The 1,364-nt window shown below is 65.0% G+C and carries 1 protein-coding gene; it reads right to left on the minus strand.

The annotated features are described in order from the left end of the window. A partial coding sequence (treS, locus tag AQJ27_RS20095; protein ID WP_067370683.1) for a maltose alpha-D-glucosyltransferase occupies positions 1–1,343 on the minus strand: 1,343 nt, incomplete at its 3' end. Positions 1,344–1,364: the final 21 nt, after the last annotated feature.

Raw genomic sequence — 1,364 nt, forward strand, 5'->3', positions numbered from 1 at the left:
ACCTGGTAGCCGTAGACGGGGTCCATGATCGTGGGCAGGAACAGCCGGCCGGGATCCGACGAGGAGAAGCCCGCGTTGCGGTCGGGTGTCCACTGCATCGGGGTGCGCACCGCGTCCCGGTCGCCGAGCCAGATGTTGTCGCCCATGCCGATCTCGTCGCCGTAGTAGAGGATCGGCGAGCCGGGCAGGGACAGCAGCAGGGCGGTGAACAGCTCGATCTGGTTGCGGTCGTTGTCGAGCAGTGGGGCGAGCCGGCGCCTGATGCCGATGTTGGCGCGCATCCGCGGGTCCTTGGCGTACTCCGCGTACATGTAGTCGCGTTCTTCGTCGGTGACCATTTCGAGGGTGAGCTCGTCGTGGTTGCGCAGGAAGATGCCCCACTGGCAGCCGGACGGGATCGCCGGGGTCTTCGAGAGGATTTCCGACACCGGGTACCGGGATTCGCGCCGTACCGCCATGAAGATCCGTGGCATGACGGGGAAGTGGAACGCCATGTGGCACTCGTCGCCGCCGGAGGGGAAGTCGCCGAAGTAGTCGACGACGTCCTCGGGCCACTGGTTCGCCTCCGCCAGCAGCACCGTGTCCGGATAGTGCGTGTCGATCTCCTTGCGGACCCGCTTCAGGAACTCGTGCGTTGCCGGAAGGTTTTCGCAGTTCGTTCCCTCGACCTGGTAGAGGTACGGCACCGCGTCCAGCCGGAACCCGTCGATGCCCAGGTCCAGCCAGAACCGCAGCGCGGAGATGATCTCTTCCTGGACGGCGGGGTTCTCGTAGTTGAGGTCGGGCTGGTGGGAGAAGAAGCGGTGCCAGAAGTACTGCTTGCGGACCGGGTCGAAGGTCCAGTTGGAGGCCTCGGTGTCGACGAAGATGATCCGGGCGTCCTCGTACTGTTTGTCGTCGTCGGCCCAGACGTAGTAGTCGCCGAAGGGTCCGTCGGGGTTGGTGCGGGACTCCTGGAACCACGGGTGCTGGTCGCTGGTGTGGTTCATGACGAAGTCGATGATGACGCGCATGCCGCGCTGGTGGGCGGCGTCGACGAATTCGACGAAGTCGGCGAGGTCACCGAACTCGGGCAGGACGGCGGTGTAGTCGGAGACGTCGTAGCCGCCGTCCCTGAGGGGTGATTTGAAGAACGGGGGCAGCCACAGGCAGTCGATGCCCAGCCATTGCAGGTAGTCGAGTTTCGCGGTGAGGCCCTTGAGGTCGCCGATGCCGTCGCCGTTGCTGTCCTGGAAGGAGCGGACCAGGACTTCGTAGAAGACGGCGCGTTTGAACCAGTCGGGGTCGCGGTCCCTGGCCGGGGTGTCCTCGAAAGTGTCCGGGACGGGCTCGTTGACGATCATGTGGTGGGTGACCCTCCGATC

The organism is Streptomyces olivochromogenes (assembly GCF_001514115.1).
GTDB lineage: Bacteria > Actinomycetota > Actinomycetes > Streptomycetales > Streptomycetaceae > Streptomyces > Streptomyces olivochromogenes.